This window comes from Massilia sp. Root351 (genome assembly GCF_001425045.1).
Lineage (GTDB): Bacteria > Pseudomonadota > Gammaproteobacteria > Burkholderiales > Burkholderiaceae_D > Rugamonas.
Genome location: NZ_LMDJ01000019.1, coordinates 1 through 8,148, shown reverse-complemented (window position 1 = coordinate 8,148; position 8,148 = coordinate 1). Strand labels below are relative to the sequence as shown.

Annotated in this window: 3 protein-coding genes; all 3 read right to left on the bottom strand. The window is 68.8% G+C overall.

The features are described 5' to 3' along the window. A partial coding sequence (locus tag ASD15_RS17215; RefSeq protein WP_057156229.1) for a filamentous hemagglutinin N-terminal domain-containing protein occupies positions 1-339 on the bottom strand: 339 nt, incomplete at its 3' end. Positions 340-347: 8 nt separating this feature from the next. Next, positions 348-1,925 (bottom strand): ShlB/FhaC/HecB family hemolysin secretion/activation protein, encoded by a 1,578-nt coding sequence (locus ASD15_RS17210; RefSeq protein WP_057156228.1) that lies wholly within the window; start codon positions 1,923-1,925, stop codon positions 348-350. Between the two features lie 228 nt (positions 1,926-2,153). Next, positions 2,154-8,148 (bottom strand): S-layer family protein (locus ASD15_RS32770; RefSeq protein ID WP_057156227.1); only part of this gene is annotated, 5,995 nt, incomplete at its 5' end.

Genomic DNA, 8,148 nt, shown 5'->3' with positions numbered 1-8,148 from the left:
CGGGTTGATCAGGTAGACCTTGCCGTTCGACTGCAGCGCGCCGAGGATCTTGCTGGGGTCCTGGCCGACAATACGGTTCAGCACCTTGCTGTCGCCGCCCTGCTGGATGAAGCGGGTGATCTCGCCGGCGTTGATAGAAAAGCTCTGCCAGTTGATGATGGTGTTGGGCGCGTTCGCAATCGAAAACAGGTTGCCCTGCTGGCTGAATTGCGCCTGTCCCGCCACCACTTGCGGCGCCGTGGGATTGGCTTGCGCAGCCGCGCCGAAACAGGCGGCAACGGTGGCCGCCAGCAGTTTGCGCTTCAGGTTCAGGTGGCCAGGGAAATACGCTCGCATCATTAACTCGTTCAATAAGACAGTCCCAGCCGCACGTGCAGCCGGTTGGCGCTGCCGCGCCCCGTTGCGCCCGCCTGGACCACATGGCCGTAGTCGAGCTGAAGATTAAGGTAAGTGGCCATCAGCACGCGCAGGCCGAGGCCGGTGCTGCCGATGGTGGTGCTGGCCAGTTCACCGGCCAGCGCGTGGTTGCGCGACACGTGGGCGGTGTCGTAGAAGGCCAGCGCGCGGCACTGCCAGCGCTCGCTCCTGCAGAAATTCGGCGTGTACAGCTCCAGGTTGCCGCTCACGCCCTTATCGTTGGAAATCTCCCGCTCGGAAAAGCCGCGCACCGAACTGGCGCCGCCGGCGCCGAACTGCTCGCCGGGAATCAGCGCGTCCGGCGTGTACTGGCCGTTGACGATGGCGCGTACCTGCCAATCCTGCGGCAGGCTGCGGCTATAGCTGCCCGACAGGCGCAGCAGGTTGTAATCGTCCTTGGCGCCGATGCGCGCACGCGTGAAGTCGGCCTGGCTGCCGCGCGATCCGCCGGCCACGTTGTGCAGCACGGTCACCGAGCCGCCCAATTCGCCGAATGCGGCGCTCCAGCTGGCGACGTAGTTCACGCTCAGCGGATGCACCGTCACATCGTTGCCCAGTTCGGCGCCCAGCACCACCACGCTGTTCTTGAAGGCCTTGTGGTCGACGCCGTACACCAGGCGCGAGTCGAGCTTGCCGCGCTTGGCCAGGCCCTGCGTGTAGCGCGCACCGAACACGGTGCCCTTGCCGCTGACCGCCAGGTCGATCACGCCGGCCGACACGGTGCCCGAGTCGACGTTGGAATAGCTGCCGAAGAAGTCCAGCGAATCGCCCAGGCTGTAGAGCGGTATGTGGTAACCCACGCCGTACACCTTCACGCGGCCCGGTTCTTCGGCGGTAGTGGTGTACTGCAGGCTGGCCACGTGGTCGCGCCCCCACAGGTTGGCGTTTTGCAGCACGAAGCCCAGGTGGGTCTTGCCGGTCTGCCCGGTGCCGGTGTTGTCGGCGTTCAGCATGGCTTTCCAGGCATCCTCGTCCGTCACCTCGAGACGGGCATCGACCTCGCCGTCGGTGTCGCCGCTTTGCAGTTTCAGGTTGACCTTTTTGGAGGGATTTTCATTGGCCAGGCGCAGGCTGTTCGAGACCTCGTTCAGGTTGGGCGTGCGCCCCTCCTGCAAGGCGGGCAGGCTGCGCCGGATGTTGGCTTCATCGAAGTAGCGGTTGTTCTCCACCTTGACGCGGCCGACTTTGGTTTCGACTACTTTCAGCAGCACCACGCCCTGGTTCAGTTCCTGTTCCGGCAGCTCCACCGTCACCACGTTGTAGCCGCGTGCATGGTAAGCCGCCTCCAGCGCTTCCAGCGCACGCTGCACGTCGCCAAAGTCGCGCCGCTGGCCCGTGAACGGCGCCACCAGGCGCTCCACGTCGGCCTGGGGCAGCAGGGTATTGCCCTTCACGTCGAAGCGGCTGATCTCGAAGCGGATGTCGTCGCTGGCCCCTTGGGCCCAGGCGGCGTTGACGGCGGCGGCTAGCAAGGTGCCAGCGAAAAAGCGCGCTAGTTTCAATGTCATATAGGCTCTTGGAGTTATTTGGTGCTGCGCTGGTGCGATTATTACCCAGGACCAAGGCAATTCTTCTGAATTTGCCGAAAAATCAAGGAGATTGTCGCCTCAGAAGACACATCCGGTGCGCGGACGGCGAAATGCTAGCACGAATCGGCAATTTAATGCCCAAAAGAAACTAGCATGGCCAATGTGACGGATTGCGGCCGGGGAAGCCGCATCCGGTCCCGCACGACATCAGTTGCAGAACATCTTCTTGGCCGGTTCCGATTTATTGACCGCTGCCTTTTCGGCATCCGGCCCGCTCTTGCCATCGGATTTCTTTTCATCCCCATCGTCGGGCACACTGGACACCGCGCTGCCGCCCGAGCTGGAACCCGCGCCAGCCGCCTCCGCAACCGCAGGCGGCTTCACGCCTGGCGCCGTGCTGGCCGCGCTGCCCGTGCTGGTGGACGCGTTGATGATATTGACCGTGGAGTTCACCGCCTGGCCTACCGGCTGGGTCGGATCGTTCTGCGCCGCAGCAGCCGCCGCGTCCGCCGCTGCCTTGGCCGCCGCCGCGTCGGAGGCCGCCTTGGCAGCCGCATCGGCAGCCGCCTTGGCCGCCGCGTCAGCCGCTGCCTTGGTCGCCGCGTCGGCCGCCGCCTTCGCCGCAGCTTCCGCCTGTGCCTTGGCTGCCGCTTCCGCAGCAGCGTCCGCCGCCGCCTTGGCCGCCGCATCGGCCGCCGCCTTGGCCGCCGCTTCCGCCGCCGCCTTGGCCGCCGCTTCCGCCGCCGCCTTGGCCGCCGCTTCCGCCGCCGCCTTGGCCGCCGCTTCCGCCGCCGCCTTGGCTGCCGCTTCCGCCGCCGCCTTGGCTGCCGCTTCGGCTGCCGCCTTGGCTGCCGCTTCGGCTGCCGCCTTGGCCGCCGCTTCGGCTGCCGCCTTGGCCGCCGCTTCGGCTGCCGCCTTGGCCGCCGCTTCGGCTGCCGCCTTGGCCGCCGCTTCGGCCGCCGCCTTGGCTGCCGCTTCGGCCGCCGCCTTGGCCGCCGCTTCCTCTGCCGCCTTGGCTGCTGCTTCGGCTGCCGCCTTCGCTGCCGCTTCCGCCGCGGCCTTGGCCGCAGCGGCAGCCGCACCGTCGCGGATGTCCGGTATGGTGCCTGGCTGGAACATGCTGTTGGCCACGTTTACCGAGCCGGTGAGGGCCGACAGCCGCGCCGGACCGCTGCTCGCAATGGATGTGCCGCTGGCGGCCGTGATGGAACCGGCCTGCGCCAGCACGCCGATGCTGCCTGCGGTGCTGGCCAGTATGCCGCCCAACTGCACGCCGGTACCGGCGTCCAGGCTGATATCGTGCGTGGCCAGCAGTTCCGATGACCCGGCCAGCGTGATGCCAGTGCTGGCCGCCAGATTGATACTGTCGGCGGCAATCACGTGGCTCACCAGTACCGGGCTGTGCGCCGTCAACGACACCGCGCCGGCCAGCGCGCTCAGGTTGCCTGTGGTGTGGATGCCGCCCACGTTGTCAACCACGATGCCGCCGCCCGAAGTGGTCAGGTTGCCCACGCCCAGCTCGTCGCTGCCGCTCAGCACATTGCGCAGGCTGATGCCGCCGCTGCCGCTGTTGCTGCCGCTGAAGTTGCGCACATGGTTGGCGCTGTTGTCCAGCGTGGTGCCGCTGGCCGACACGGTGTGCAGGCTGCCGGTGCTGAGCGCGCCGCTCTGCGTGATCTTGCCGTTTTGCGCCGTCAGCGAAACCGCTTCCAGCGCCGACAGGGAACCCACCACCAGGTTGCCGCTGGCCTGGTTGATGATGATGTTGCCCGGCGTGGCGATGCTGCCACCGGTCTGGCTGAACTGACTGCCGACCGCCAGCGTACCCAGCCCGCCGATCGCGCCGCCGCTCATGCTGAAAGCGCCCGCCGCCAGGTTGCCGCTGCCGCCCAGGGTGCCGCCGGTCTGCGTGTAGCCGCCAGTGGCCAGTGCGCCGCCCAGGTTCAGGCTGCCGCTGTTCAGGCGCACCATGCCGCTCAGCGCAGAGGCGTCGCCGCCGTGCTGGCCCAGCGTCAGTGCGCCGCCGCTGATGGTCAGGCCCTGGCCGCCGCTGCCGGTCAGGCTGCGCAGGAAAGTGGCGCCGGCGTCGTAGGTAACCACGCTGCCGCTGCCGCCGGTGAGCACCACGTTCAGCACATTGCTGGCGTCCGGTACGGCGCCGCCGTACCAGTTGGCGCCGTCGCTCCACAAGCCGCTGGCGCCGCCGATCCAGCTAACCGACTCAAGCTGGGTGATGTCGGCCGTCAGGCCCGGCACCGACAAGGTGTAGTTGCCCGCGTCGCCGCCAGCCAGCGCCAGCCCGGTCACGGTCACCGCCTTGCCGCTGCCGGCGTGCCTGTCGCTGTAAGCGGCATTGCGGCCGCTGGTGTTCAGGGCCACCACGTCGTTGCCCATCACACCGCTCAGGCTGCCGCCTTCGACATAGGCGGCGGTGCCGCCGTTGTAGACGCGGTTGTTGGCCACCATGCCGCTCACCGTCAGCGCCGCCGGCGTGATGCTGGCGCTGGCGCCTATGCTGGCGGGCGACGTGCTGACGTAGTAGTTGCCGCCGTCGGCGCCGCCCACGCCCACCGAGTTGACGGTAATGGTCTTGCCGCTGCCAACGTTCTTGTCGGCGAACACCGCGCTGACCGGGCCCAGCGCCACGGTGTCGCCGCTGTACACGCCGCTGAACACGGCGTTGCTCAGCTGGGCGGCGTTGGTGCCGTCGTAGACCCGGCTCACGCCGCTGGCCGACACCAGGCCCAGGGCTGCCGGCGTGATGGTGCCCAGCGCCGTCGTGTACGGCAGATAGTTGCCGGCATCGGCGCCGCTCAGGGTCAGCGCCACGGTGATGGGCTTGCCCTCGCCCGCGTTCTTGTTGTTGAAGGTATAGCTGCCACCGGCCAGCACCGCGCCAACCTGGTCGCCATCGATGCCGGCAGCCGTCAGCGTGCCGCTGATGCTGGCGGCCAGCGTGGCGTCGTAGACCCGGGTCACGCCGCTGATGCCGCTCACCGTCAGCGGTGCGCGCTTGATCTCCGCGCCGCCGCTGCTGGCAGTGCCCAGCACGTAGTTGGCGGCGCTGGCGCCGCTCAGCTGGCCCTCGCTCAGCGTGAGCGGCTTGCCGCTGCCGGCGTGCTTGTCGGCGAACAGGGCCGAGAAGGTAGCGGCCACGTCGTCGCCGGCCACGGCGTTGGCAAAGGTCACCGTCTGGTTGGCGGCGGCCAGGGTCAGCGTGCCGTCGTACACCTTGCTGCCGCCCACCTGGGCCAGCAGGGTGCGCGGTGTGATGCTCAGCTGCGCGCTGCCGGCATAGCTGATGTCGTACTTGGTCGACCACAGCCCGCCAACCGCGTAAGTGCCCACGTTGCGCGCGCCGGCCCAGCCCAGGCTGCCCTGCGTGGCGGTGTCGCCGTCGATAAAGCCGGCGCCGCTGCTGCTGCCGCCGAAGACGGCGCCCAACGTGCCGTCATAGACCCGGCTCTGGTCGCCGCTGACTGTCACGGTGAGCGGTTTGAGCAGGCTCTTGAGCAGCGGCGTGGTGTAGCCCTCATAGATGCGCCACACCGGTCCGTCGCTGAAGTTGAAGCCGGCGAAACTCGATTGCTGCATCATCTGCGCCGGCGTCAGCGCCGTGGCGCCAGCGGCGTCGGCGCTGGTGCCGGCCTTGACGGCGTCGAAGTAGCCGTGCGTCACGCTGCCGCTGCTCAGTTGGCCGACCAGGCCACCGACATGGTCGAAACTGCCGCCCGTGATGGTGCTGCTGCTGAATGCATTGGTCACGCTGCCGGCCAGGTTCTCGCCCAGCAGCCCGCCCATATTGTCCGCCGGATTGATCAGGGCGGGGGCGGCATGCGCGCCGACCGCGCCGCTGGCGTACACATTCACCATCGTGCCGTTGCCCGCATAGCCGGTGCTGTTGCGCCCCGCCAGGCCGCCCACGTTGCGGCCGCCCAGCACGCTGCCGGACGCATACGACGCGCTGATGGCGCCGCCGGCGTTGTCGCCCACCAGGCCGCCGACGATTTCGCCGCTGGAGCTAACCGCGCCGGTGGCATAAGAATTGTCGATGCTGCCGTTGCCTTGCGCGCTGGAATAGTTGGCGCCCACCAGGCCGCCGGCATAGCCCTGGCCGGCGGTGGTCACGCTGGCGCTCGAGTGCGAACTGCTGATGGCGCCGAAGTTGTAGCCCACCAGGCCGCCGATATTGGAGGCGAACTCCGGCGCGTAGCCGCCGTGCACCGCGCCGCTGCTGCTGGCGTTGACGAGTTGCGCGCCGCTGTAGCCGGCCAGTCCGCCCACGTTGCCGATGCCGCTCACCGCTGCGCTGCTGTGCACGTTGAACAGGTGGCCGCTGGCGCCGCCGGTGGCGCCCACCACGGCGCCCACGTTCTTGCTGCCGGTCACGCTGCCGCCCGCCAGCGTCAGATCGCTGATGCTGCCGGCGAAATAGCCAAACAGCCCCACATTGTCGATGCCGGCGCGGTTGATCACCAGGCCGTTGATGCTTTTGCCGTCGCCGTCGAAGATGCCGCTATAGGCGTAGTCGCTATTGCCGATGGGCGTGAAGCCGGCGCCGCCGTTCCAGCCGCTGGTGCCGCTGGCATCGATAGTGTTGTCCAGCACGTAGGACTGCGAATTGGGCAGGCTGGCGACGCCCTGCAAACCGTAGACGTCCGCCAGCGCGTAGGGCGTGTCGGCGCTGCCGTTGCCGCCGCGCGCGCGCAGGAAGGAGCCGCCGCTCAGGCGGAAGTCGCCGGCGCTGAAGGCCGGCAGCGTGCTGGTGTTCTGGCTCCAGTTGCCGGCCAGCAGGTTGAAGGTACCGGCCACGGCAACGCTGCCGGTGGCGGTAATCTCGCCCGGCGCGCTCAGCGTCAGCTCGCCGGTGGCAAGCGCAGCCTGGATGGCGATGCCGCCCCGCGCGCTCAACACCAGTTTGTTGCCAAAGGAAATCGGCGCGCTCACGACGAGGTCGCCTGCACCGCTGTGCCCGGCGCCCACCGCCACTTGCAGTTCGCCCGCCTGCACCGAGGCCAGGTCGCCGCTGGTAAGGGCCAGCGTATCGGCCGGGTTGCCGGTGGCGCCCAGGTTGATGGCGTTGTCCGATTCCAGCAGCACCGATGGCCCCGACAGGGTGCCGCCGGACAAGCTCATCTTGCCGCTCTTCAGCGCAATGCTGCTCTGCGAAGCGATGGCGCCGCTGTTCGTGATGCGGTAGTTGCCGTTGCGCTGCGTAGACAGGCTCACCGCGCCGCCGGCGTTGACCGTGCCGCTGACGGTGAGATCGCCCGTGGCTGCAGTGGCGGTGAGCGTGCCGCCCGCGCTGCTGCTGCCCAGGTTGATGCTGGCGCCGCTCAGCGTGATATTGCCGCTGCCGGCGTTCAGCGTGGCGGTGCCGGCAATGCTGTTGCCGCTGTTATCCAGCGTGATGTCGGTGGCGGCCAGCGCGCCCAGGCTTTTCACCGTCAGGCCGTCAACCGGGCTGGTGGTTTGCACGATGGCGCCGCCGGCATGCAGGTTGAGCGCGGCGTTGGGCGCCGCGATGGCCGCCTTCAGGTTGATATTCTTGTCCGCGTTCAGCGTCAGGCTGTTGCTGGTGGACCAGGCCAGCGGGCTGATGACGTGGATGGAGCCGTCGCCGGTGCCGGCCGCGTTGGCGGTCTGGATGGTGACGTCGGTGGTGAGCAGCGTGTTCTGCAGCGTGCCGGTGGTGAGCAGCGAGTCGCGCACCGCGCCGGCCGGCAGGAACACCCCGGCCGCGCCGCTCAGCTGCGGCGCGTCGCCCAGCATGCCGCCATAGGAGGCAGTGGCGGCATCGGCGGCTATGTAGATGTCGGTCGGGTCCAGCAGCAGCGTGCCGGTCTTGCCGCCCGGCGCCTGGGCGCGGGTATCGACCCTGGCTTGCATGTCCAGGTAATGGCCGGAGGTTTCCACCAGGCCGCCGTTGCCGCCGGCCTGGCCGCCGCGTGCCGACAGGCTGCCAAAGACGCGGGTGGCGCCGTCGCTCCAGGCGATGATCTTGCCGCCGTCGCCCTGCCCGGTGGCGTCGGCGCGCACGCTGGCGTCGGCGCCGATATGGGTCTGCTGCGCATGCGGCACCGCCGCGTTCTTGCCTTGGTAGTCGCCGCCGATCAACACCGTGCCGCCGCCGGCCGCGCCGCTGGCGTCCACCGCCGCGTCGCCGGTCAGGCCCACGCGCTCGCCCAGCAGCTGGATCTCG